The organism is Glutamicibacter sp. 363 (genome assembly GCF_052379505.1).
Taxonomy (GTDB): Bacteria; Actinomycetota; Actinomycetes; order Actinomycetales; family Micrococcaceae; genus Glutamicibacter.
Genome location: NZ_JBQSYR010000002.1, coordinates 53,066 through 75,826, shown reverse-complemented (window position 1 = coordinate 75,826; position 22,761 = coordinate 53,066). Strand labels below are relative to the sequence as shown.

Below are 22,761 nucleotides of genomic sequence, written 5' to 3'. Positions count from 1 at the left end.
CAGCGAGCCCGCGAAAACCCAAGGGTTTTCGCGGGCTCGCACTCGTTCACTGCCCCGAAATCATCCCGGAGCAGACCAGATCCGCGGCCAGGCGCAGTTCCGGGGCGGAGCGTTGCCCGCCGGTTGCAGCGCCCAGCAGCGGCGGAGCCCCCAGAAAGCTGGCCCAGAGCCGGGCGGCGGCCTGCAGAAATCGCTGATCCACCGCGCAGGTCACGCTCAAGCTCAGCACCTGCTCGATGGACCGCTCGAGATCATGCAGGTAACGCGCCAGGGCGGCTGCCACCTCGTCGTGGGTATGCTGTTCGCGCCACAGCACCACCCGGAGCATCGTGGAACGCGCTTGCTCCGCGCAGTAGCGTTCGGCGATCTTCACGAGGCCCGAGGCAGGATCGCCGGGAACTGCCAGCGCGCCGGAATCGATCTCCGTGCCCTGCAGGCGTTCCTCCAGCAAGGCGGTGAGCAGGGCGGACTTCGCCGGGAAATAGTAGAACAGGAGCCCTTTGGGTACACCGGCATCCCTGGCGATATGCGAGGTAGGGGTCCCATCGAAGCCTTGCTTCGCGAACAGCTGTTCGGCGGCGTCCAGAATGCGGGTGCGCGCGGAGGCCCCGGTTTCGTCCTTGGCGCGAGGAGAGTGCTTGCCACCATGGGTCGGGTTGCGCAGGGGCATGGGGGATCCTTCCGCGGTTGAGCTGCGGGCAAGAACGACGCGTGCGACTCAGCGGGCTCTGCCCGTCGTCCCGCACGCGTCCGGTTGCGTGTTGCCGGTGGTTGTCAGTGCGCGGCCCGCGTACCGCCATGGGTTTCGTGGCGCATGTGCATCGCCGGTGCGATCGCCCAGAGGGAAGCAACCAGGCCTACGGCGCCACAGATCCATGAGACCCAAGAAGCAGTGGCATAGCTGCTTGCATAGGATCCGAGCCAAGGGGCGACGGCCAAGAGTGCGCTGACCGCGGCCAGAATCCACTCCAGGCTGACCAGCCGTGGCATGGCGACACTCCATATGCCGACAACGACCATCAGGGCGCCAAGGCCCACCATCAGGTTCATGGACATCGTGGTGCCCGTGACCCATGTTGTCGACAGCGCGGCGTAGGCGCCAGCCACCACGACAACCCAATCTTGCCACCGAGTCCACTTCTTCATTGAAAGTCACCTTCCCAGAGGTCGGAGTGCTCCCTTTGGGAGTCAATTTCCAATTTATGATTGATTGACCGCCCGGTCAATAGTTTATCCGGGGTACCGGACTGCGGCTGGAGAGCCGATCCTGGCCGCGCATGCCGTTGCGCGACCAGCCAGCTGACGGCCGTATTTCCGGTAGCCAACGGTCGCTTGTAGCCGGTGCGCCGGCGCTAGTGATGCAGGCTCGGGCGATAGATGAGCTCTTGTGTCCGGCCATCGAGCAGTCGGGACTCTACGAGTTCCAGGTCGAAGTCCTCGGCCCCCTCGAAGATCGGTGATTGCCCGGTCAATCCGGTGAGCACCGGGAAGATGGTGACCTGGATATAGTCGACCAGGCCGGCTGCCAACAGCGAACGGTTCATGGACAGCGAACCGTGGGAGCGCAGCGGCACCGGCGACTCGGCTTTCAGCCGCGGAACTACCGCAAGGGCATCGCCGCGTGCGATGACCGCGTCGGGCCAGTCCAGCGGGCCGGCGAGAGAGTTGGAAATAACGGTGGCAGGCTGCTCGTGCATGGCCTCGCCCCAGGGGTCATCAACATCCGTATATTTCTCCGCCTCGGCCCAGAACTGGGCGAAGAGCCGATAGGTGTTCGCGCCGAAGACCATCCGGCAGGGTGGCGCGTAGTGCTCGAGCCGCCGAGCGAGCAGCTCCGGGCCCTGTTTGCCCCAGTAGCCGCCCCAATTTCCGGTGGCGCTGCCGAACCCGTCGAGGCTGGAGAAGATGTCGAAGGTATATGTCGCTGCCATGGGAACTCCCCGTGAAATCTGCGCTAAGTGCACCTCACCTTACGCCTCGCAGGTGCGCGGGGGAACCCAAGGCAGGCATCAGATCATGCGTTCTCCCGATGCGCGGCAAGGCTTCGATTGCGCAGCACGTTCTTTTGCACCTTGCCGGTAGAGGTGCGCGGCAGATCCTGCGGGAACACGATGGTGCGTGGCACCTTGAACCCAGCCAGCCGTTCGCGGGCAAAATTGATCAGCGTCGCCTCGTCCAGGCTCGAACCGGTGGTGCGAATGACATAGGCGACCGGACGCTCGCCCCATTTGTCGTCGGGGACGCCCACCACCGCAAGATCCAGCACCTGCGGGTGCGCGGCGAGAGCCTGTTCGACCTCAATGGTGGAGATGTTCTCGCCACCTGAAATGATGATGTCCTTGGCGCGGTCACGCACCTGGATGTAGCCGTCCGGGTGCATCACTCCCAGATCGCCGGTATGGAAGTAGCCGCCGGAGAAGGCCTGCTCGGTGGCTGCCGCATCGCGGTAATAGCCAATCATCACGTTGTTGCCGCGCAGGACGATCTCACCCATGGTTTGCCCATCGGCGGGAACGTCCACCATGTGCTCGTCGACAATGCGTGCGCTCTCGGCGGTCAGCATGCCCACGCCTTGGCGGGAGAGCATTGCGGCTCGTGCGTCCGCATCCAGCTGCTCCCAGTCATCCTGGTATTCGCAGATGGTGTAGGGGCCATAGACCTCGGTGAGCCCATATACGTGGACCACCTCGATGCCCAGTTTCTGCAGCTTCGCGATGATCGCCGGGGACGGCGGGGCGCCGGCGGTGGTGATGCGCAGCGGATCGCTCAGGGCGTGGGCGCGCGTAGCGTCGGCAATGATCGAGCAGACCGTCGGGGCTCCGCACAGATGCGTGGCGCAAAGATTCTCAATGGCGTCCCACACCGCCTCCTCGCGCACCCCGCGCAAGCAGAGGTGCGTGCCGCCCGCGGCGGTGACCGCCCAGGGGGTGCACCAGCCGTTGCAGTGGAACATCGGCAGGGTCCACAGATAGCGGGTCTTTGCGGTGAAGCCCTGGTGGTGGGCCTCGCTCAGCGAGTTCAGGTAGCTGCCGCGGTGCGAGTACAGCACGCCCTTGGGCTTGCCGGTGGTGCCCGAGGTGTAGTTCAACGTGATCGGGGCGCGCTCATCTGCCACCTCGTAGCTCAGGCGTTCCTCGCCGGCCGCGTCCAGCAGCTCGGAGAGCACCGCGTCCACGGCGACCGCCGGTCGCGCTCCGGCATATTGGTCATCGGTGATCTCGATCAACGCTTCCAAGGTCGGGATCTCGGAGCGCAGGGTGGAGGTATTCGCCAACAGTTCGGTATCGGCGAAGAGCAGCTTAGACTCGGAATGATCCATGATGTAGCGCAGTTCGTGTGCCGAGAGCCGGGTGTTCAGTGCGATCAGCACGCCCCCGGCCAGCGGTACCGCGTAGTGGGCCATGAGCATCTCGGGAGTATTCGGCGCCAGCACCGCGACGCGGTCCCCGGGCGCGATCCGGGCCTTGATGACCTGGGCGAAGCGTTGCACTCGCCGCTCGAATTCGGCGTAGCTGTAGCTGCGGGTCCCGTGGATCACCGCGGTCTTCGACGCATATACCTCGGCCGAACGCTGCAGGAATCGCAGGGGTGTGAGTTCCGAGTGGTTAGCCTGAGTCAAGACCATGTGTGCGATATCCTTCGATTCGTATCCGTGGTTTCCTTCAGCATACGTATGTGAGCTGAAACACTTGCGACCTTCATGGTGGCATGAACCTCAGGTTCAATCCAAGAAACGCGGTATCAATTCGTTCAGTGGCCGAAATTCAGCGCCGGGTGACAGTTCGGTCGAGGAGCGCCTCTGGAGAGATGCCGAGAATCCTGTCGTCACCCGCATGCGGGGTGCCGCGACCGTCGGTGTTGTTCGTCAGCACCCAGAGCTCGCCGGTCTCACTGGCCTTCACGTCTCTCAGGCGCCCGTGGTCACCTACGAGGAGCTCGGTGGAATCGTCGGGCGCGCTCAGCTCGACGGCTCGCAGGCGCTCCCCGCGCAGGTTGGCGATGTAGAGGACCCCGTCGTGGATGGCGATGCCGCTGGGGCTCGCGGACTGCGTGCTCCATTGCTGGATCGGGTCGCGGTATTCGGGATCTTCCGCAATGCCTTCGTACGCCGGCCAGCCGTAGTTGGCTCCGGGCTCGATAATGTTCAATTCATCCCAGCGGTTCTGCCCAAACTCGCTGGCATACATGGTTCCGTCGGGAGCCCAAGCGATACCCTGTGGATTGCGATGGCCGACACTGAATACCGGCGAACCGGGGAATGGGTTGTCGTCGGGGATCTCGCCCTGAATGGTCAGCCGCAGAATCTTTCCGCCTAGACTTTCCAGATCCTGAGCCGAGGCTTCATTTCCAGCGTCTCCCACGGTCGCATAGAGCATCGAATCCGGGCCGATGGCTAGACGCCCCCCGTTGTGGATTCCTGCCGATGGCAATTCGGACAGGATCGTCCGCGGTTGACTCAGCGCGAGCGCACCGCTTTCGCCGGAAAGCTCGAATCGCTGGATGCGATTGCCGTCTTCTGCGGTGGAGTATGCGAAAAGGTAGGGCTGTTGATAGGCCAGCCCAAGCAGTCCGCCTTCGCCACCATGGACCACGTCGTCCAGGCGGATGATCTGCCTGGTTTTGCCCGCTGAATCTATTTCCACGATCCGCCCCGAATCGCGTTCCGAAACGATCAGCGTATTTTCGGCGAAGGCCATGGACCAGGGGGCGGCTAGCTCGGCTGCGATACTTCGCGGTTCGGGCGACTTGGTATCGACTGCGCTGCTGCTTGACGTGGGGCCGGGGGAGCGCGGTGCTTCGGAGGCGCATCCGGTGAGCATCGCGGCGCAGGCGAGAATCCCAAGGAAAACGGTGATCTTCGGATTACCAGCTATTCGAGGCCGCATGGTTTCAGGCTAGCAAGATCCGTTCGCTATGCAAGAGGCTGGGCGCTTCGTATCGCACCGAAGGGGAGCGGTATCAGCGGGCCGCGCAGCCGCATCCGAACCCTCCGGTGATTGAATAAATTTCCAATGGACCCTCGAATACTTGTGGCTCATCGAATTTTGGGTTGAATATTTCGATTTGCGAAGCAATTTGTTTGACGCGCGGGAGCTTAGGCCAATATCGTTTTAATCAGAATCATGAGCGTCAGCTAAAGGCCCTGGCTAGCTGGCCGGCAACCCTCTATACGGTAGCGGGGTGCTCCAGGTGAAGATTCGGTGTCGCGCAACACCGCACGATACAAGTACCGCACATCGAGGCGTTAAACCTTCGACGGCGGGTAAGAGCAAGTCAAAGCTGCTTTAGCCTGCCGCCGACCGTCGCCGTACCGGTGGGCATGAAGCAAAGGAAGTCAAGGCATGTCTTTGAATCAGGAACTTGACGCACTGACGCTGCGCAAGGTTTTCGCCCAGCACCCATCGGGAATTGCCACTCTGTGCGCCGAAGTCAACGGGGAAAAGACGGGAATCGTCGCTTCCTCATTCACCGTAGGGGTTTCCTTGGAACCGGCGTTGGTGATGTTTGCCGTGCAGAAAACCTCGAACACTTGGCCGAAGCTGCGGGACGCAAATCGAATCGGCGTTTCGGTGCTCAGCGAGCGCAATGAAGGGGTCTGCGGGCAGATCGCTTCCAAGAGCGGAGATCGATTCCGCGGGGTGGACACCCACACCAGCGACGACGGCTCGTTGTTCATCCATGACTCAACGCTGTGGCTCGACACGACGATCTACAGTGAGGTTGAGGCCGGAGACCATTGGGTCATCCTGTTGCAGGTCCATGGCCATAAGGTCGCCGAGCATTTACCGTCGATTTTCCATGATTCACGATTTCACTCGTTACCAGTCCCGGAACTCGTCTAAATAGTTGTCGTCGCTTCGCGCCACCTGTCATTTTCGCTGACATGTGGCGCGCAGTCGTTTAACTGGCCCGGCGGGCTCGGACCGCGCGGGCGCGTTAAGTTCATATGACCGCAGAGGGGTGCTCTGCATCGAATTGTGGATTACTCGCCTCGAAGTTACGTTTCAGTAGCTTTTTGGAGCGGTGACTACCGCGTTCTTCACGAAGATTCTTTCCACAAAACTATCCACACCTCTGTGGATGGTACGTTGATAAGTCGTTGCAGCAGGTTGAAAACACCGGAATCCCGCGAGTTATGCTGTGGATAACGTCATTTGCGAAGGTTGACTCTACAAAGAAATTAACTTTCTATCCACAGGTGTGCAAACAACAAACTCCAAGTCAGATAGTCATTAGCGCAACTTAAGTGGGGTAATCCACAAGCTTCTCCCCAAGTCGCACACAGGGTCATCCACAGCTAGAGGGGGATTATCCACAGATCTTGTGGATAACAGAGTTTGCGGCTATGGATAAGAGACCTACTGTTGGCTTTGGGACTGATATATCCACAGGTACCGCCGACACGATAACGTCGGTTGGCGGTGACATGCTTGAGTGTTGCCATCATGGCACAAGGGTATTTCCCAGAGGGTCAATAGGGGATGGAAGTGTCAGTTATGAGCGCGGAGCCGGTCTACGAGAGTCAGGGTTCGGAAGCGGGTCGCACCCCGCCGCAGGATATTCCTGCCGAAATGTCGGTTCTTGGCGGCATGATGCTGTCGAAGGATGCGATCGCCGACGTGGTCGAGGCGCTGCGCGGAACAGATTTCTATCGCCCGGCCCATGAATCCATTTTTGACGCAATCATCGATCTCTACGGACGAGGCGAACCAGCCGATGCCGTGACGGTCTCCGATCTGCTCACCAAGCGCAGCGAGATCGCCCGCGTGGGTGGCGCCGCCTATCTGCACAACCTCATCCAGCAGGTGCCCACCGCCGCGAACGCCGGCTACTACGCCGAAATCGTGCGCGAACGCGCCGTATTGCGCCGACTGGTCGATGCCGGGACCCGGATCGTCCAGATGGGCTATTCGCCCGATGGTGAGGTTGACGCGATCGTCAACGAGGCGCAGGCCGAGGTGTACAAGGTCGCCGAGAACCGCAACAGCGAAGACTACGTGCGCCTGAGCGACATCATCGAGGGAACCGTCGATGAGATCGAGAATGCGGCGAACGCCGGCGACGGAATTACCGGCGTGCCAACCGGGTTCTACGAATTCGACGAACTGACCCAGGGGTTGAAGGGTGGTCAGATGATCATCATCGCCGCCCGCCCCGCAGTGGGTAAGTCGACCTTCGCCCTGGACTTCGCCCGTTCCGCGGCAATTAAGAACAATATGGCCACCGTCTTCTTCTCGCTGGAAATGGGCCGCAACGAAATTGCGATGCGCCTGCTCTCGGCAGAAGCATCCATCCAGCTGCAGGATCTGCGCAAGGGTTCGGTGGAAGACGCACAATGGACGAAGATTGCCACCACCATGGGCCGGTTGAATGAAGCGCCGCTGTTCATCGACGATTCGCCGAATATGTCCATGATGGAAATCCGCGCCAAGTGCCGCCGCCTGAAGCAGCGCAATGAGCTGCGCATGATCATCCTCGACTACCTGCAGCTGATGAGCTCGGGCAAGCGCGTGGAATCGCGCCAGCAGGAAGTGTCCGAGTTCTCGCGTAACCTCAAGCTGCTGGCCAAGGAACTCGATGTTCCGCTGGTTGCCCTCTCGCAGCTGAACCGTGGTTCCGAGCAGCGCACCGACAAGAAACCAATGATCTCGGACCTTCGTGAATCGGGATCGATCGAGCAGGACGCCGATATGGTAATCCTGCTGCACCGTGACGATGTCTACGACAAGGAAAACCGTCCGGGTGAAGCCGACGTGATCATCGCAAAGCACCGTGCCGGCCCCACCAAGACCATCACCGTGGCGTTCCAGGGCCACTATTCGCGCTTCAGCAACATGCAGAACGACGGCTAGCCTGCCGAGGCAGGCCTACGGCACAGGGAAGGGTCCAGAAATCCGCAAGATTTCTTGGCCCTGCCCCTTGGTTCAGCTGCGTTCTCCGTGCATCGCTGCGTGCCGTTGATAGTGCTGAAAGCGCCGTCCATTCGCGCCGCACCTGGGGCTGGCTGCCTAGAAAAGGCCAAGAACACCGCTGGAGAGTATCCCGGTAGCTCCCACCATCAGCGCTAGGCAGAGCGCGGTGATCTTGACCAGTCGGCGACGCGTATCTTCGTTAAGCATGGGTTCAGCTTACAAAGCCATGCGGTGCATCCACTAACCATCGGTGCCGAATCGGCGTCCGAGACGTTCAATGAAAGAATGGCCGCATGCCATCACCACGTGACTCTGCGGTAGATTCCGCAACGGTTGAGTCGATCTATGCCGCCAAATATTTGGCGACCACCCTGGGCATGTTCGTCCTGGTCTTCTCGGTGGGTTTCGAAGCGTTGGCGGTTTCCACGATCATGCCGCTGGTCAGTGAGCTGCTCGATGGACAGAAGTACTTCGCGCTGGCCTTTGCCGCACCGATTGCCAGCGCGATGCTTGGCATGGTTGCTGCGGGAGAGGTTTCGGACCGAAGAGGCCCGAAGATTCCGCTGTACGCTTCCGTGGCTATTTTTGCCGGCGGCCTGCTTATCTGCGGCACCGCGGCGGATATGCAGGTGCTGATCCTCGGAAGAATTTTGCAAGGCATCGGTGGCGGCGCCGTGACCGTGGCAATCTTTGTGCTGATCGCTCGGGCATATCCGGCAAAATTGCACAGCAAAATTTTCGCACTTTTCGCCGCCGCCGGGGTGATCCCGGCGTTGCTCGGACCGTGGATTGCGGGCCTGATCGCCACATACCTCGGTTGGCGTTGGGTATTCCTTGGGGTGCTGATCTTCATCGCCTTCGCGATCGTGGCGGTCATCCCGACCCTGCATCGCATGGATTCTGCACGCGATGCAACCCTCGGTCCGGTCTCCATCAAGCGGCTACTGCTCGCGGGGTTCACCGGGGCTTCGGTGATCGCCATGAACCTGCTTGGGCTCATGGACAATGGGTGGCCCTCCGTCGTCGCCCTGCTGTCAGCGTTGGCGCTCGCCCTGTTAGCGATCCGGCCGCTGCTGCCCGTAGGGACCTTCAGCGCCCGGCGTGGAATGCCAGCCACGGTGCTGACCCGATCGCTGGTGGCTGGAGCATTTTTCGGCACAGAGGTCTACCTGCCGTATTTGCTGCGCGAAGACTATTTTCTGCCTCCGGACCGCGCGGGTCTGGTGCTCACCGCCTCCGCATTGTCCTGGGCCCTGGGCTCGTGGCTGCAGGGGAAAGCCGGTGAACGTTTAAGCAATTCCGCATGCATCGGAATCGGCGCCCTGGCCGGGGCGTTTGGCATCTCCACCGCGCTTTATGCCGCGTTGTTCCACCCGCCGGTGGCCATCATCGTGGTTGGTTGGGCGATAGGCGGATTTGGAATGGGAATGATCTTCCCACGCCAAAACGTGAATATGCTGGCCCTCTCCGGCAAGCAGGAACAAGGATTCAACTCCTCGGCGATGACCATGGCGGATGCGCTGGGCAACGCGGGAGTGACCGCGCTTGGCGGGGTCATCTTCGCCACGGTGGCAGTGGGGCTGGGCTTCGCCGCGGTCTTCGCCTTCTCGTTGTTCCTGATCATCGTACTGCTGGTCGTTACGCCGCGGATCGAATCCCCGGCGGCGGCTGGCCCTAAGTAGCCCAGGCGTATGGAAACTGAGCTCCCAGCCATCGGCGCACCGGCCACCAGGGCGCTGCTAAGCGCTGGTATCACGAGCCTCGAACAAGCGGGCGAAACCGGCGAGAAAGCGCTGCTTCGGTTGCATGGCGTCGGACCAAAAGCGCTGCGCATCCTCCGTGAAGCCCTGGACAAGCAGGGTCTTGAGCTGCGCAGCTAGGCGCGTGGCAGGACTTTCAGGTGCTCTGGGGTCGTCGCGACGAGGTGTGGCTGGTATTCGGCGTGCTTAGCGACATAGGCCTTGACGTACGGGCAAACTGCCACGATCTTGGCTCCACCGGCGATGGTGTTGTCCAACGCGAATTTCACCAGCACACTGGCCAGTCCTTGTCCGCCGTATTCTTCGTCCACGGTCGTGTGGAAAAAGATCCGCTCGGTGCCAGCGGAACCGGTGAATTCTCGAAAGTGGGTTGCGCCAATGACCTTTCCATCATCGTCCAGTGCATATCGCCGACGTTCGGGCAGGAAAACAGGTGTGATTTCGCTCATTTGGTGGCCGCTTTCTAGGAGGGGTTAACTCGTGTACGTAGTCGGACGGTAGGTAGCGCCGGCGCCGGCAATGGCGCGGGAGTGTTTTCCGGGAATGGGCCAAAGCGGTCCTCCGAGCTGTCTCCTGGTTCGGCGCCGATTTCCGCTTGGTACTGCGCGCGGAATGCGAGGACTTCTTCATGGCTGCGTCCCACGAAGTTCCACCACATGAGGATCTCCTCTTTAAGCGGCTCTCCGCCGATCAGCAAAGCGCGGACCGGCTGCTCGCCGGCAGTGATGCGCAGCGTGGTGCATCCGGCCCGGACGAAGCCCAGTTCGCGGTGCTCAAGTGGTTTGCCGTTGACCGTCGGGCGGCCCTGATCAACGAGTACACCGTGTTCGTGATGTGCGGGGACCACGATTTCGACCTCGGTATGCGGGTCCAGATGCAGTTCGGCCCCGCTGAGTTCGGTATGCGTCTTCACCGGGGAGGTGAGGCTCTGCTCGCCAATCGCGAGAGTGCCGAGGAAAACGTTGAGCATCCATCCTTGGCCGTATATCGGTTCGGGACGGTAATTTTCGAAGGTTGGTTCCATATTGCGCACCCGGTCAGGCAGGGCGGTCCATAGCTGGGCTCCGTGCAAGATCGTGGTTTCTTCGCAGAGCATTTCGGAATGCGTGATTCCGTATCCAGCGGTCATGAGGTTCAATTCACCGGGGCGCACTTTGGCCTTATGCCCGGCCGAGTCGATGTGTTCGATTTCGCCGGAGAAGAGCCAGGAGACGGTCTGCAGTCCGGTGTGCGGATGCCGTGGAACGTTCATCCCGCCGGTGAGCGCTACGTCGTCCGGTCCGTAGTGGTCGAGGAAGCACCACGCGCCGATCAGGCTGCGCTGTTTCTGCGGAAGAGTCCGGGAGACCGTCATGGCTCGCGGGCCACCGAGGGGGACTGGGCGGGGCTCCAGCGCCTGAACCTCTGAGCGTGCATCGAGGTTGCTGCAGTCGATTTCCGCCGGTGCCTGTTCAAGGTTGCTCATAACCTAAGACTAGGCAGGATGCCTGATTCGTGCCACCCATAGGGCGATGGTTCCCGCCCAGCTGGCCACGGCCACCCAAATCACTATCTGCCCCAGCGTAAAGAGAGCCGAGAAATCCGGTATTGATCCCAGGGAAAGGCATGCGGTGGCGAGCATGCCCAGCGGGAAGACAATCGCCCAAAGGCCCGTTTCATAGCTCAGCGGGTGGCGGTGGATGATGTGCCGCCAGATTCCGAAGACCAGCAGCAGGGGGATGAACCATAACCCTATGGCGAGCAACGCCAAGGTGGTAAAGGCGATATTTGCTTGCAGCCAGTTCGGAATCTCACCGCGGTTTGCCAAGCCGAGTAGTTGCGAACCGGTCAATACGCTGATCGCGGTGGACCCCATGAAGATCCAATACGTCGGTGAAAGCGTCTCGGCGCGGTTCGGATAGCGGATCATGCGCACCGTCACGAGGGTAGCGGTCAGCAGATAGAGCGCGCAGCCTAGCAACCAGATAGCTAAGGCAAGCATGGCGGCCCAGGCGCCGAAGCTCGTATGATGCGCTAATCCGCCGGCAACGGATTGGGTGGCCACCACCCAGAGGAACCACGACCCATTTGCGTGGGTCAGTGCCGGTTCCGGACGTTCATGCAGCACCAGCCCGGCGGGAATCGCGTAGGTGGTGATCAGCCAAATGAGCGTCCCGAATATCAGCGCGGTCAGTGCGGCGCCCGGGAGCTTCAAAACCGCCAGTGCGAGGGCTAGGACATTCGAGGCCGCGACCACGGTGAAGAACCCAAAACCAACGGCCGGGTTCAGCGCATCAATTTGCACCGCCGTCGGATAGCGCACGACGCGCAGGACCAGCACCGTGAGTAGTCCGAGGAACATGATACCGGCCAGGATGCAGAAAGCCTGGCCGAGGGCGGAGAACCCGGAAAGCAGCAGACCCATGCCTACGATGCCGGTGGCCATCACGCTGGAGAATACCGACGGGGCAAGGGTGGCTACCCATCGGGTGAATCGTGAGCGGCTAGCACGCAGTTCTGGGTTCACCTAGGTCTCCTTGAAGTCTTCTTTGCCGAGATGTTGAGGCTAACGCCTGTGGCGCTCTGCCGCCAAGCCCCGTCTCAGGATGCTGGCGTACGATCTTAGTGTCGGTACCGGCATGAACCCCAAGGAGAACAAAACATCGTGGACAGCTCCAATCTTCGTCGTGATGATCTGCTCAAGCTTGAGCGGCAGTTGTGTTTTGGACTGGCCGTCGCCTCACGATCGGTGATTTCAGCTTATAAGCCGGTGCTCGACCCATTGGGGCTGACCCACCCGCAATACCTGGTGATGCTGGCCCTGTGGGAATCTGCTCCAATCGGTGCGCGGGAGCTCAGCGAAAAGCTGCATCTGGATCCCGGGACGCTCTCCCCGCTGGTCAAGCGCCTTGAAAAAGCCGGATTGCTCGAGCGCAGAAAGAATCCGCGCGATGAACGCGCGATCTTGATTGAGACTACCCAGAAGGGTGAAATGCTGCGTGAGCAGGCGTTGGATATTCCCCATGAGATGCTGAGTCGGCTGAACTTAAGCGAGCAAAAAGTCGTTGAATTGTGCAAGATTCTGGGCGATGTGGTGGACGCGGGAATCGCGGCGCCCGCCGAGTGATTAAGGATATAGTTGGTGCACCAACTATTGGAGTAGGCTTAAGTCACGGACGCAATTGGCTCCGGCGCCCTGACAAATTGAGGTTTCCCCATGGACGAGTCACCACTGCCCATCATCAGCGACACCACCGGCTTGAGTCTTGGATATCGTGCCCGATGGCGCCTGAAGTATTTGGGGTTGAGTATTTTCGGCCCGGCCGAACGCTCGATCATGACCAGCCCACGCGAACGCATTAAATGGGACCGCGCCATGATGGTGCTGCGCGCCCACGAGGCCGCCGGAACTCAGGCCGATGAGCTAACCGTATATACCGCTAGCCGCATGGAATCCCGTCGCCCCAAATAGCCGGCTTTAGATTCCCCGCCGAGAGCACGGTAAAATCCGAGTATGCAGGAAATGAATGAACTTGTCTTGTCCCGGCAATTCGCCGCTCCTCGTGCTGCGGTCTGGGCCGCATTCGTCGAACCGGAGATTATTACGCAGTGGTGGGGACCGCATGGCTGGACGGTGCAGGAGGGCTCGGTAATTCTCGAGCCGAAGGTCGGGGGACGCCATGAGCTGACCATGGCACAAAGCGATAACCCGGAAGCTCAGGTGCCGCTCAAGGCAGTGGTCACGATCTTTGACGAACAGGTATGCCTGGCCAGCGCCGATGGTCCGCATGAGATGACGCTGGATCTGGTCATTCACACCAAGCTGGACTTCAAGGAATTTGCCGGCCAGACCTATGTGACCTTGACGCAGGGCCCATTGCCACATGAAGTCATCGAGAGCAGCCAAAAGGCCTGGAATTCCGCGTTTGCAAAGCTTGAATCGTTCTTGGCCGAGTACTTCTAAATTGGCTTCGACACCAGATAGCTGCGCGCGGACTTGATCCGTGCGGTTTTCGCTGCTCCGGTAAAGCGCAGCACATGGCTAAAAGCCGCGGAGATATCCTGACCGTTGGTGATATTTCCATCGGTGCTTCCTTCGCGACCGTGAGTGAGCACGCTTTTGAATTCGAGTGATTTCGTATCTCCTGAAATCATTACCCAGCTACAGAGCGCCTCGATCCCGTGCAGCGTTTCAAAGCCAACTATTTCCCATTCAATGTCCTCGGTGAGCCACAGCCTGAGATGATCCAGATCTCGCCCGTGCAGCGCCACGATCACTTCCTGAATCACCAGATGCCGTGGGGCATTACCGCAATTCTCCGGATAGCTCACTTGCATTGCTGACGGTTCGGCGCTCATCTTCTCACTTGCCTGAATTTGGACTCTAAACGGTTCGTCCCACTATAGCCACCAGCTGAACTCCGCGCGCAAAGCGAACTAACCGCGGCCAATATAGGGCATCCCTGCAGCGGTAATGGTGAGCTGATTGACCGAGACGGTGAGTGGGCTGTTAGCCAGGAAGGCTACGGCTTGCGCTGCCTGTTGCAGGTCGAATGTTGGCTCAACCTTGCGCGAGCCGTCGGCTTGCAAGGCTCCTTGCGAGGTGCCGAGTTCGTCCATGATGTCGCTAGCAGTGTTGCCGATGTCGATCTGTGAAGCGCAGATGCCAAACGGGCGGCCATCGAGTTCAATGGACTTAGTCAGCCCCGTGATGGCGTGCTTGGTAACTGCATAGGCCACCGACCGTGGTCGGGGCACTTGAGCGGAAATTGATCCATTGTTGATAATTCTTCCGCCGCCATGCAGCTTCATATGCTTAAAAGCTTCGCGGGCACAATTCATCGCTCCGGTCAGGTTCACCTGGCAGACTTTCTCCCAGTCCTCCGCGCTTAGCTCATCGATGGAGACCGCGGGACCGAACGTTCCGGCATTGTTGAATAGCGTATCGAGACGACCAAAATGCTCGGTCGCCTTCGCAAATAGGCATCGAACCTCTTCGGCGGAGGAGACATCGGCTTGGACCACTAGAGCGTTGCCGTGGCCTTGTGCTGCTTCCTGCAGTGTCTGTTCGGTGCGTCCGGCCAAGACCACATTCCAGCCCTGGGCTAGTAGCAGCCGTGCGGTGGCCCGACCTATGCCGGAGCCGGCTCCGGTGATCAGGATGCTGGACGTCGGCATGTTTGCAGATGGCATATTAACTCCTTTTGGCATCTAGCCTAGTCGCAGGTGCCATGGCAGCCGCGTATGTGAATCCGCCGGAGCATGCCTGAAGTTCGGCAGGTCCAGCGAAGCCGATGCAGGTTGCCGCGGGAAGGACAACTAGGCTTGGAAAGACTCAAAAATGAACTTTGAAGGAGTCTTGTGTTCCTCGACGTGCTGTTCGGTGTCCTGCCGCTGTTCTTCGTGATGCTCATTGGCTACGCGGTCAGTTATTCACCGAAATTCCCGCCCAGCGTGGAACCGGCTCTGAACGTTTTTGTCTTTTACGTGGCACTGCCTGCATTGCTGTACAAGGTGGTTGCCCGGGCCGATGTTAGTCGGGGAGTTCCGTTCGATTTCCTGTGGGTCAGCATCGTCTCGACGTTGGCATTCGCCCTCATCTGTTGGGTCCTTTTCCGCTATGTGTTGCGCGTAGAGCGCGGGCGGAGCCTGGCTGGCATGCTCAGCACCAGCTTTGGCAACGTCTCCTATCTGGGAATTCCGGTAGTTCTCGGGGTGCTCGGCAGCCAAGCCGGTCTCGCCGCAGGCATGGGGCAGCTGGTCCACAACGTTATTTTTATGGTGGGTTTTCCCATCTTGGCCCAGCTGATGATGCCGGCAGGCCCGGGAAACAGGCATAAGCCCAGCGGTCGCCGGATCGCGTTGACGGTTCGCAATGCACTGCTTTATAGCCCGGTTACCTGGGCCATGGTGTTTGGCGGAGCAGTGGTGATGTGGGGGATCCCCATTCCAAAACCGCTTGATGACACCGTAGACCTCATTGCCGCCGCGGCAGCCCCCGGAGCCTTGTTCGTAATCGGTCTATCCTTGCGGCGCACCGTTCAGCGCACCCTGGACCGGCGGGCGGGGACGGCGCATACCAAGGTGCGTGGAGCCAAGCGAACCATGCTGGTCATGGTGGTTGGCAAGCTGGCGGCATTGCCTCTGCTGACCGTTTCGATGCTCTGGATTTTCGCGCCGGATCTCGAATCGATGTGGTTCAACACCGCGGTGCTTATGGCAGCTATGCCGACCTCCGCCACGGCCTACATCATGGCTCACAATGACACCGGTGACGGTGAGCCGACGGCGCTGGCCATCGTGATTACCTGCGCCCTGTCGGTAATCGCGCTTCCGGTATTGGCGCAGCTGGTGCTCAAGTAGATCCTCGCGGGCAGCACTTCTCTTCATGGTTGAAGCTCGCGCCGAAGCGGGTTCGTGGAACGATCCCGGTGCCAAGCACGCCAAGCACGCAGCGCAATGATCTTTCGATGCCTCCCTTGAGCCCCACGTCCGTTTGACGTGGGCCATTTAAGAACATAAAGGCCATGCTCGGCGCCTCCGGAACATGGCCTTTATGAAGTTTTGCACCCCTAGGGGTCGGCGAACTAGTTTCTGCGCAGCAGGCGGTCCAGGAAGCTCGGTGCCGAAGTGTTGATGCGTGCCCGCGGGGACATGTCAGGGTCCAGATTCTCGATTGGCTGGAACATGCCCGTCTGGAGCGCCGCGGTCGCCGAGAGGACCCGCGCTTCCTTAGGTGAGTAGTTGATGCTTGCCGACTGGTTGGCGGTCATGGCGACCCTCCTTTTGCGATAAGTTGATTCCGTAATGCGGAAGTTTATTTTTGTCCTACGAAAACAGTATGTCGGGTGAGCGCGGCTCCTGGCAAGGGTTTCGGCCTAAAAACTTCCCTGCGACCGAAATTTCCGACAATAAATCACACTTCAAAAAATTTCCCTCGAAAACCACTTGACGGAGGTAGTGTGAGTTGGCTTACAGTAGTGGAACGAAGATTCCACGATCCAAAAACATCGAGTCGAAGCCGATAGAACCATCGGTGGTAAGGGTGTTCAGCCATCGGATCGTGGTGTAAGAAAAGAGCTGATCACCCGATGGACCTGCATGTTTTTAACAACTTACCCGAGGCAGACGCTGCCGCCGTCTTGCGGCCATGCCTCGATGTGCAACGTTGGATCAATGGACTTGTGGCTGCACGCCCCTATGCAGACCGTGCAGCGCTAACGGCTGCAGCCCAACGCATTGCCGCACCCTTTGGCGAGATCGAAATCGCTGCGGCCCTGGCGCATCACCCCCGCATCGGCGAACGAGCCCAAGGGGACTCCGCCGAAGCCTCACTCTCCCGGGGCGAGCAAGCAAGCCTGCAGCTCGATGACGATGTCGCCTCCCGTCTGGCCGAAGCCAACCGCAGCTATGAATCCCGCTTCAATCGGGTTTTCCTGATCCGTGCCGCGGGCCGGAGCAGCAGCGAAATCCTCGCCGAATGCGAACGCCGCCTGGGCAATGACGAGGATACCGAATTGCGCGAAGTAGCCGAGCAGTTGCGTGCGATTGCGCTGCTCCGCATGTCCAGCGCGGTCCGCGGATAAAGCCAACCCTTGAGCTAAGGAGTACTCCATGGATGAATCGACCGCAGTTCGCAGTCACATCACCACCCACATTCTCGACACCGGGACCGGGAGGCCTGCCTCCGGTGTCAAGGCCACGCTGGAAGCCAACAGGGCATCCGGCTGGCAAGAAATCGGATCCGGACTCACCGATGCGGACGGCCGCATCACGGCTCTGGGACCGGCTCAGGTTGAAGCAGGACGCTACCGGATTTCCTTCGGAACCGGCGACTACTTCGGGAAGCAGGGAACGGAAAGCTTCTTCCCCGCGGTAAGCATCGACTTTTACGTCAAAGACGTCGACCAGCATTACCACGTACCTCTTCTTATCAGCCCGTTTGCATATTCCACGTACCGAGGAAGTTAGAACCATGACTACCGAAATCAACGCCCCAGCAGGAACCAAGATCGTGCTGGGATCCAACCAGTATGGCAAGGCCGAGGTTCGCCTGGTAAAAATCACCCGCGACACCGATCGCCACCAGATTCAGGATCTGAACGTCACCAGCCAGCTGCACGGCGACTTCACCGCCGCCCACATCGACGGAGACAACGCCCGAGTCGTACCCACTGACACCCAGAAGAACACCGTCTACGGCCTGGCCCGAAATGGCGTGGGCGCCATCGAAGACTTCCTGGTTCAGCTGGGCACCCATTTCACCGGCGAATTCGAGTGGATCACCGGTGGACGCTGGGCGGCGCAGCAGTTTTTCTGGGACCGCATCAACGACCACGACCACGCCTTCTCGCAGAACAAGTCCGAAATTCGCACGGCGGTCCTGGAAATCGGGGCCGACGGAGAGAAGAGCATCGTCGCGGGGCTGGAAGGCCTCACCGTGCTGAAGTCTACTGGCAGCGAATTCCATGGATTCCCGGTTGACAAGTACACAACCTTGAAGGAAACCACCGACCGCATCCTGGCCACCGATGTGACCGCCCGCTGGCGCTATGATCCGGAGGCCGTAGCCGCCGGCATCGACTACGACGCCGTGTACCGCTCGGTGCGTTCGCTGATGCTCACCCAGTTCGCGCAGACCCACTCGTACGCGCTGCAGCAGAGCATGTACAACATGGGCCAAGCGGTTCTCGAGGCGCATCCGGAAATTGCAGAGATCAAGATGTCCTTGCCGAACAAGCACCACTTCCTGGTGGATCTGGAAGCCTTCGGCCAGGACAACCCGAATGAAGTGTTCTTTGCCGCAGATCGCCCTTATGGGCTGATCGAAGCAACCCTCTCCCGCGAGGGAACCGAGGCCAACCATCCGGTGTGGGCCAATATCCCTGCATTTATCTAACCCGATGTGAGAAGGGTGTGCCGGTGCGGACACACCGGCACACCCTTTTTGGCAGCGACTGACGTAGGAGGTCAGCCTTGAGCGCTACACCTGATGAATCTATCAAAGCACGACGGCCAGAGGACGCTAGATTACCTTTTGGCAAGTCACTGGCCTACGGGCTTCAGCATGTCCTGACCATGTACGGGGGAATCATCGCCCCGCCCTTGATCATCGGCGGTGCGGCGGGGCTGAGCAGCGAAGAAGTCGGATTGCTCGTGGCCAGCTGCCTGTTCATTGGCGGGCTGGCAACTATCTTGCAGACTGTAGGAATTCCCTTCTTCGGAGCTCAGCTGCCGCTGGTCCAGGGAACCTCCTTTGCCTCGGTCGCCACGATGGTTGCCATCGTCAACGGGGGAGGAGGCATCCAGGCGGTCTTCGGCGCGGTTCTCGTTGCCGCGCTCATCGGGTTCCTCATCGCGCCGTTCTTCGCGCGGGTGATTAGGTACTTCCCGCCGGTGGTCACCGGGGTGGTCATTACGATGATCGGCATCTCGCTGACTCCGGTCGCGGCGAACTGGGCCATGGGAGGAAGCGCCGAGGCTCCCGATTACGGTTCCTTGCCGAACATCGGGCTCGCCGCCGGTACGCTGCTCGCCGTGCTGCTGCTTTCCAAGGTCGGCAACGCCGCAATTTCGCGGATGTCGATCCTTTTGGCTATCGTCTTCGGCACCGTGGCCGCGGCCCTGCTCGGGATGGCAGATTTCTCCGCGGTCGGTACCGGCTCGGTCTTCGCCTTCCCGCAGCCGCTGGCCTTTGGCATGCCGGTCTTTGAGCTGGGCGGAATCATTTCCATGACCATCGTGGTCCTGGTTATCCTGACCGAAACCACCGCCGATATTCTGGCAGTCGGTGAGATCGCCGGATCCCGGGTGGATTCAAAGCGCATTGCCGACGGGCTGCGTGCCGATATGGCCTCCTCGGCCGTGGCTCCGTTGTTCAACACCTTCACGCAGTCGGCCTTCGCGCAGAATGTCGGTTTGGTGGCCATCACCGGGATCACCAGCCGCTTCGTGGTCGCGGCCGGCGGCGGCATTCTGGTGGTGCTCGGCCTGCTGCCGATCCTGGGGCGTGTGGTCGCCGCGATTCCCACCCCGGTGCTCGGCGGTGCCGGAATCGTGCTCTTCGGCACCGTGGCCGCCTCCGGAATTCGAACCCTGTCCAAGATCAAATATGACGGGATGAACCTAGTCATCGTGGCAGCATCGATCTCCTTTGGCTGCGTCCCGATCGTCAAACCTGACTTCTATGCGAGCTTCCCAAGCTGGTTCGAAACGATCTTCCACTCGGGGATCTCTTCGGCCGCGATCATGGCGGTGCTGTTGAACCTGCTATTCAACGAACTGAAATTCGGGAATTCGAAGAACTCTTCGGTGTTCTCCGCCGCCCCGCCGCGCATGGTGAAGCGCGAAGAAATCTGCGGGCTGATAGAGGGCGACCACTATGAAGGCGGAAAGCTCATCGACAAAGAGGGCTACGAGATCCCGGTGGTCACACCGGAAGAATTCGAGCAGATCCAGACGGGAGCCATCGAGATGCCTGTACCCAGAGTTGCCAAAACCGCCGAGCGCTGACATTGAGACCAGAGTCGTTGAAGATGACGATGAATCACGGGATAACGGGTAATTAGCGATGCGGAGTAGCTGCTAGAGCCTGGTGTTCTAGCCGCTACTTCGCGGATTTCACTTGAAAGAGCTAGGAGCAATTACGAGCTGCAGCCAGGAGTGGAATGCACTAGAAATCAGCTGACTATTTAAGCCACCAAGTTGAGGTGAGCAGGAAATTCGGCTTGGCTATCGGACGACTAATGTCAACGGCGATGGTCCTAAAGAGATTCGCCCTGTGTTTTGAGCGCCTAATGCTCTTAGTATTGGAAACTGTGCATTCAGCTAATCTTTCCATCGGCGTTGATATCGGTGGCACCAAAATACTCGCGGCGCTAGTGGACGAGCGGGGAAGCATCTCGGGACAGATCCATCGGGAGACTCCGCAGCACGATGTCGCGGCCACGGAACACGTTCTCGCGGAACTGATCAAGGAAATCTCCGAAGGGCACGAAGATCTGCCCGTGGGGATTGGCGCGGCTGGGTGGATGGACAAAAAGGGTAAGACGGTCCTCTTCAGCCCCCACTTATCTTGGCGGAATGAACCAGTTCGTGAACGGCTGATGAGCCTTGTTGGGCATGACATCACCCTAGTTAACGACGCCGATGCCGCTGGCTGGGCTGAGCACCGTTTTGGCGCGGGCCGTGGAGAAAACGACATGGTGTGCCTCACTCTCGGTACCGGCATAGGCGGTGCTGTCATTCTTGGCGGGCAGATTCATCGTGGAAAGTCGGGAATCGCAGGGGAGTTTGGCCACCAGGTCATTGTTCCCGGTGGGCATCGATGCGCCTGCGGTAATCGCGGGTGCTGGGAACAATACGCATCGGGAAATGCACTCGGAAGGGACGGCGCCGAACTGGTCCGGACCAAGTCACCGGTTGCCTTCCGGCTTCGAGCCGCTGTAAGCAACGATCCAGACGCGGTCAGCGGCATCGTGGTCACCGAGCTGGCGGCAGCCGGGGACCCAGCCTGCCGTGACTTGATATCTGACATGGGCGAATGGCTTGGATTGGGGATTTCAAACCTCGCCTCGGTGCTAGACCCCGGCATAGTGGTGATAGGTGGCGGACTTGGAACAGCTTCTAAACAGTTAATTAAGACCGCAGAAGAAGCGTACCGCCGAACGCTGTCCGGACGAGGATATCGTCCATTCGCTCGGATATGCCAGGCGGAGCTAGGGCCGGCAGCTGGACTTATCGGTGCCGCCGATCTGGCGCGAGAAAATAGAAAATAACACAGTTGCATTGACAGGACATTAGGACTTACTTAGGCTCGTGTTGTTATCCATCACGAGATTGAGGACTTGGCATGGTTCTGCGGGATAGGCCAGCCCTGACCCCTCGTTGGCCGTTGGCTGTCGTTTTGGCGACATACGCGGTGGCCATGTGCGGCACCACCATGCCCACTGCGCTGTACCCGATGCTTCAGGACGAGTATGGTCTGAGCACTGCCGCGTCCACGCAGCTCTTCGCGATATACGCCATCGTGGTCCTAGCCGTGTTGTGTATTTTCGGTTCACTATCCGATGCCATTGGTCGCAAACCCGTAATGATCCTCGGCTTACTTGCCTCGGCGGCTAGCGGAATGCTCTATGCGGTGGCGACCGAGGTGCCCATGCTGTTTATGGCTCGGGCTCTTTCTGGAGTGTGCGCCGGATTAGTCACTGGAACGGCCACCGCTTATCTGACGGATCTAGTCTCCAGTTCCACCCGCGGCGCCAGCATTTCAAGCGTGGCGAATATGGTGGGGCTGGGCAGCGGTCCAACCATGGCAGCTTTCCTCACCTTTTTCTTTCCGAATGCTCCCATGATGACCTTCGGCGTTCACTCGGTACTTTCGGGCCTGTGCCTTGTGCTTTTGGCAATGATCCCGGACAGCGTGCTGCACCGTGGATACCTGTTGACGCTCAGCCTTCCCCGGGTGCCTCGCCTTGCCCGGCGCGACTTCTGCGTGGGTGGTCTCATGACTCTGGGCTTCGCGGTGATGGGTGGCTGCACCGCAATGACCTCCATTCTGGTAGTCCGCGCTTTTGGCATCACCGATCTGCGTCTGCTGGGGCTGATTGGCTCGTTGATCTTTGCCGCGACAACAGTGGGTCAGAAACTTGGCGGGAAGCTAGTCAGCGAGAGAGCGCTCTTAGGTTATTTCGGGTTGGGGGTCGGTGCGTTGCTGATTGCTTTAGCCCCGCAATTGGCCGGTGGCCCGGCCCTGGCCGTATATCTTGCCGGGTTGATCCTGGCCGGACTGAGCCATGGCGCGTTGTTCCCGGTGGGCCTGGGGGTCGTGTTGCGTCGTATTGAATTGCGCCATCGAGGTAGTGTTAGCTCGGCTTTTTGGGTGCTGGGCTACGCGCTGACCGCTCTGGGTGCCTTGGGGCTAGGTTGGGTAGGCCAACTCGCCGGCGAACCGATGGCGGTGACCTGCTTTGGTGTGGTGATTGCGCTGTGCGCGGCGGGGTGTGCTTTGCTGCATCGGCGCTGGGCGGGGCATCCAGCCCGAGGGATATCAACTAGTGCCTGAGCGCTGTTCTTTCCTGTTCTAACGCGTTGACTCACGAGCATCAGGC

The 22,761-nt window shown here is 59.9% G+C and carries 25 protein-coding genes and 1 riboswitch; of the genes, 14 read left to right on the top strand and 11 right to left on the bottom strand.

Features of this window, described 5'->3' with window-relative positions:
- Window positions 1-46: 46 nt before the first annotated feature.
- From ACT3UA_RS01905 to ACT3UA_RS01885, 5 genes are all read right to left on the bottom strand, one after another.
- Complete coding sequence (locus ACT3UA_RS01905) at window positions 47-670, bottom strand: TetR/AcrR family transcriptional regulator (protein WP_444615372.1); 624 nt, start codon at window positions 668-670, stop codon at window positions 47-49.
- Between the two features lie 104 nt (window positions 671-774).
- The gene (locus ACT3UA_RS01900) at window positions 775-1,146 is read right to left on the bottom strand and encodes an SPW repeat domain-containing protein (RefSeq protein WP_444615371.1); all 372 of its coding nucleotides are present in this window, start codon (window positions 1,144-1,146) and stop codon (window positions 775-777) included.
- 206 nt (window positions 1,147-1,352) lie between these two features.
- On the bottom strand, window positions 1,353-1,931 hold the full coding sequence (locus ACT3UA_RS01895; protein ID WP_444615369.1) for a dihydrofolate reductase family protein: 579 nt from the start codon (window positions 1,929-1,931) through the stop codon (window positions 1,353-1,355).
- A gap of 83 nt (window positions 1,932-2,014) precedes the next feature.
- The gene (locus ACT3UA_RS01890; RefSeq protein ID WP_444615368.1) at window positions 2,015-3,625 is read right to left on the bottom strand and encodes an AMP-binding protein; all 1,611 of its coding nucleotides are present in this window, start codon (window positions 3,623-3,625) and stop codon (window positions 2,015-2,017) included.
- A gap of 139 nt (window positions 3,626-3,764) precedes the next feature.
- Window positions 3,765-4,886, bottom strand: a complete 1,122-nt coding sequence (locus tag ACT3UA_RS01885; RefSeq protein ID WP_444615367.1) for a PQQ-dependent sugar dehydrogenase — start codon at window positions 4,884-4,886, stop codon at window positions 3,765-3,767.
- 233 nt (window positions 4,887-5,119) lie between these two features.
- Window positions 5,120-5,236: riboswitch (SAM riboswitch) on the top strand.
- 106 nt (window positions 5,237-5,342) lie between these two features.
- On the opposite strand from ACT3UA_RS01885, the gene ACT3UA_RS01880 reads away from it, so the two are divergent.
- The 4 genes from ACT3UA_RS01880 to ACT3UA_RS01865 all read left to right on the top strand — a co-directional run bounded on the left by ACT3UA_RS01880 (window position 5,343) and on the right by ACT3UA_RS01865 (window position 9,793).
- Complete coding sequence (locus tag ACT3UA_RS01880; protein ID WP_444615366.1) at window positions 5,343-5,843, top strand: flavin reductase family protein; 501 nt, start codon at window positions 5,343-5,345, stop codon at window positions 5,841-5,843.
- A 654-nt stretch (window positions 5,844-6,497) separates the two neighbouring features.
- Complete coding sequence (gene dnaB / locus ACT3UA_RS01875; RefSeq protein ID WP_096282830.1) at window positions 6,498-7,853, top strand: replicative DNA helicase; 1,356 nt, start codon at window positions 6,498-6,500, stop codon at window positions 7,851-7,853.
- A 353-nt stretch (window positions 7,854-8,206) separates the two neighbouring features.
- Window positions 8,207-9,595 (top strand): MFS transporter, encoded by a 1,389-nt coding sequence (locus ACT3UA_RS01870; RefSeq protein WP_096282828.1) that lies wholly within the window; start codon window positions 8,207-8,209, stop codon window positions 9,593-9,595.
- A gap of 9 nt (window positions 9,596-9,604) precedes the next feature.
- Window positions 9,605-9,793 (top strand): DNA-binding protein, encoded by a 189-nt coding sequence (locus ACT3UA_RS01865; RefSeq protein WP_096282827.1) that lies wholly within the window; start codon window positions 9,605-9,607, stop codon window positions 9,791-9,793.
- Here ACT3UA_RS01865 and ACT3UA_RS01860 read toward each other — a convergent pair.
- Genes ACT3UA_RS01860 through ACT3UA_RS01850 form a run of 3 tightly spaced genes read right to left on the bottom strand, consistent with a single transcriptional unit; the run spans window position 9,790 to window position 12,179 of the window.
- Window positions 9,790-10,122, bottom strand: a complete 333-nt coding sequence (locus tag ACT3UA_RS01860) for a GNAT family N-acetyltransferase (RefSeq protein ID WP_096282825.1) — start codon at window positions 10,120-10,122, stop codon at window positions 9,790-9,792. The two genes, ACT3UA_RS01865 and ACT3UA_RS01860, sit on opposite strands and share 4 nt — an antisense overlap.
- Window positions 10,123-10,136: 14 nt before the next feature.
- On the bottom strand, window positions 10,137-11,138 hold the full coding sequence (locus tag ACT3UA_RS01855; protein WP_096282823.1) for a pirin family protein: 1,002 nt from the start codon (window positions 11,136-11,138) through the stop codon (window positions 10,137-10,139).
- A 9-nt stretch (window positions 11,139-11,147) separates the two neighbouring features.
- Window positions 11,148-12,179: a tellurite resistance/C4-dicarboxylate transporter family protein gene (locus ACT3UA_RS01850; RefSeq protein WP_105554019.1), complete on the bottom strand. Its 1,032-nt coding sequence runs from the start codon at window positions 12,177-12,179 to the stop codon at window positions 11,148-11,150.
- Between the two features lie 138 nt (window positions 12,180-12,317).
- On the opposite strand from ACT3UA_RS01850, the gene ACT3UA_RS01845 reads away from it, so the two are divergent.
- The 3 genes from ACT3UA_RS01845 (at window position 12,318) to ACT3UA_RS01835 (ending at window position 13,616) form a co-directional block, all read left to right on the top strand.
- Window positions 12,318-12,779, top strand: a complete 462-nt coding sequence (locus ACT3UA_RS01845; protein WP_105554018.1) for a MarR family winged helix-turn-helix transcriptional regulator — start codon at window positions 12,318-12,320, stop codon at window positions 12,777-12,779.
- Window positions 12,780-12,869: 90 nt separating this feature from the next.
- Window positions 12,870-13,124 (top strand): hypothetical protein, encoded by a 255-nt coding sequence (locus ACT3UA_RS01840; protein WP_096282817.1) that lies wholly within the window; start codon window positions 12,870-12,872, stop codon window positions 13,122-13,124.
- Window positions 13,125-13,166: 42 nt separating this feature from the next.
- Complete coding sequence (locus ACT3UA_RS01835) at window positions 13,167-13,616, top strand: SRPBCC family protein (protein WP_105554017.1); 450 nt, start codon at window positions 13,167-13,169, stop codon at window positions 13,614-13,616.
- On the opposite strand, the gene ACT3UA_RS01830 is transcribed toward ACT3UA_RS01835, so the two are convergent.
- Together ACT3UA_RS01830 and ACT3UA_RS01825 are read right to left on the bottom strand one after the other, a co-directional pair.
- Window positions 13,613-14,011 (bottom strand): hypothetical protein, encoded by a 399-nt coding sequence (locus tag ACT3UA_RS01830; protein ID WP_105554016.1) that lies wholly within the window; start codon window positions 14,009-14,011, stop codon window positions 13,613-13,615. The two genes, ACT3UA_RS01835 and ACT3UA_RS01830, sit on opposite strands and share 4 nt — an antisense overlap.
- 78 nt (window positions 14,012-14,089) lie before the next feature.
- Window positions 14,090-14,845 (bottom strand): SDR family oxidoreductase, encoded by a 756-nt coding sequence (locus ACT3UA_RS01825; protein WP_105554015.1) that lies wholly within the window; start codon window positions 14,843-14,845, stop codon window positions 14,090-14,092.
- Between the two features lie 168 nt (window positions 14,846-15,013).
- On the opposite strand from ACT3UA_RS01825, the gene ACT3UA_RS01820 reads away from it, so the two are divergent.
- The gene (locus tag ACT3UA_RS01820) at window positions 15,014-16,015 is read left to right on the top strand and encodes an AEC family transporter (RefSeq protein ID WP_105554014.1); all 1,002 of its coding nucleotides are present in this window, start codon (window positions 15,014-15,016) and stop codon (window positions 16,013-16,015) included.
- A gap of 224 nt (window positions 16,016-16,239) precedes the next feature.
- Here the strand turns inward: ACT3UA_RS01820 and ACT3UA_RS01815 are convergent, their stop codons facing one another.
- Window positions 16,240-16,425, bottom strand: a complete 186-nt coding sequence (locus tag ACT3UA_RS01815) for a hypothetical protein (RefSeq protein WP_096282807.1) — start codon at window positions 16,423-16,425, stop codon at window positions 16,240-16,242.
- A gap of 318 nt (window positions 16,426-16,743) precedes the next feature.
- Here ACT3UA_RS01815 and uraD point away from each other — a divergent pair, with 318 nt between their 5' ends.
- The 6 genes from uraD to ACT3UA_RS01785 all read left to right on the top strand — a co-directional run bounded on the left by uraD (window position 16,744) and on the right by ACT3UA_RS01785 (window position 22,715).
- A complete protein-coding gene (gene uraD / locus ACT3UA_RS01810) occupies window positions 16,744-17,238 on the top strand; it encodes a 2-oxo-4-hydroxy-4-carboxy-5-ureidoimidazoline decarboxylase (protein ID WP_444615365.1) in 495 nt (164 codons plus the stop codon).
- Window positions 17,239-17,266: 28 nt separating this feature from the next.
- Window positions 17,267-17,623: a hydroxyisourate hydrolase gene (gene uraH, locus ACT3UA_RS01805; protein ID WP_444615364.1), complete on the top strand. Its 357-nt coding sequence runs from the start codon at window positions 17,267-17,269 to the stop codon at window positions 17,621-17,623.
- A 4-nt stretch (window positions 17,624-17,627) separates the two neighbouring features.
- On the top strand, window positions 17,628-18,551 hold the full coding sequence (gene pucL, locus ACT3UA_RS01800) for a factor-independent urate hydroxylase (protein WP_444615363.1): 924 nt from the start codon (window positions 17,628-17,630) through the stop codon (window positions 18,549-18,551).
- Between the two features lie 77 nt (window positions 18,552-18,628).
- Entirely contained in the window at window positions 18,629-20,164 is a 1,536-nt protein-coding gene (locus tag ACT3UA_RS01795) for a nucleobase:cation symporter-2 family protein (protein WP_444615362.1), read from the top strand.
- 305 nt (window positions 20,165-20,469) lie between these two features.
- Window positions 20,470-21,429 carry an ROK family protein gene (locus ACT3UA_RS01790; RefSeq protein ID WP_444615361.1) on the top strand — a complete coding sequence of 320 codons (960 nt, stop codon included), beginning with the start codon at window positions 20,470-20,472 and terminating at the stop codon, window positions 21,427-21,429.
- A 128-nt stretch (window positions 21,430-21,557) separates the two neighbouring features.
- On the top strand, window positions 21,558-22,715 hold the full coding sequence (locus tag ACT3UA_RS01785) for an MFS transporter (RefSeq protein WP_444615360.1): 1,158 nt from the start codon (window positions 21,558-21,560) through the stop codon (window positions 22,713-22,715).
- Window positions 22,716-22,761: the final 46 nt, after the last annotated feature.